The sequence below is a fragment of the Paenibacillus sp. Y951 genome (assembly GCF_056786395.1).
Window position 1 is genome coordinate 1 of record NZ_JBXCIY010000069.1, and the last position, 1,307, is coordinate 1,307.

Sequence of the window (1,307 nt, forward strand, 5' to 3'; positions counted from 1 at the left end):
AGACCCTGCACAATTTCACCTGTCTCAATCCGGAATCCCCGGATTTTCACTTGCTCGTCAATCCTTCCAAGGTACTCCAGATTCCCATCCGGCAGCCATCTTGCAAGGTCTCCCGTACGATACATTCGCTCGCCTGGTTCAAACGGGTTGTCCACAAACTTTTCTGCCGTTAGCTCTGGACGATTCAAGTATCCGCGAGCCAACCCGTCACCCGCGATGCATAGCTCTCCTGGCACCCCGATTGGCTGAAGGTAATTCGATTTATTTACCACATAAATCCGTACGTTTTGTATGGGTTTGCCTATTCCAGGAACCACTTCTGCGTTTTCTACCCAACCGCTGGTCGCGACCACTGTATTCTCCGTTGGACCGTAGTTGTTCGATAACCTATATCCGGATCTCTTCGTCTTCCCTAATGTGTCGCCACCAGTAAGAAGCGCACGAAGAGAATGACCAGATTGGTCCGCAAACTGTTCGTATATCGGCGTCGGTAGAAACGAAATCGTAATTGCATTGTCCTGGTAAAAACGACTTAACGCTTCGATATCCGTACGAATTTGTGGACTCACCAAATAAATCGTCGCCCCGCTCACGAGGTACGGGAATATCTCCCATACGGCAGCGTCAAAGCCGAATCCCGCGTACTGTGTCGCGCGATCCGTATCCCTCATTTCAAAGTAACGACAGTGCCATGTCGACAAATTCACTAGCGAACCGTGTTCGACCATGACCCCTTTCGGCTGTCCCGTCGATCCCGACGTGTATATCACGTACGCCAGATCGCTTGGTCCACTTGCTACTGGCAGGTTCGAAGTCTCGCCCGCATATAGTGAAACATCCGCCAAGTTCAGCACGGTGCCTTCGTATTCTTGTGGCACTTCTGCTTTTGCGCCATAGACAAGTAGTAGATCGGTGTCGCTGTCTTCCAGCATGTACGCGATCCGCTCCGCTGGGTACGTCGGATCAATTGGTAAGTATGCACCACCAGCCTTCAAAATCGCCAGAATCGCCACGATCATCTCCACCGAACGATTTGTCATAATTCCCACGATCTCGTCGGTTCCAACACCTCGTGTCCGCAATACATGCGCCAGTTGGTTCGCCTTCGCGTTTAGCTCGCCATACGTCAGTCGCACAGAATCGAATACGATCGCCTCAGCTTCTGGCGTCCGCTTCGCCTGCTCCTCAAACAGCACGTGGATCGTCTTGTCCTTCGGATACTCCGCCTTCGTATCGTTGAATGTCTCCAGTAGTTGATGCTTCTCTTCTTCCCCGACTAGCTTGATCTCTTCTAGCCGCATGTCTGG

The 1,307-nt window shown here is 51.7% G+C and carries 1 protein-coding gene; it reads right to left on the reverse strand.

Annotated features, from left to right (window positions below; all coding sequences use genetic code 11):
* Positions 1-1,301 (reverse strand): non-ribosomal peptide synthetase (locus AC1TPB_RS24835; protein WP_482078944.1); only part of this gene is annotated, 1,301 nt, incomplete at its 3' end.
* Between the last annotated feature and the right edge of the window lie 6 nt (positions 1,302-1,307).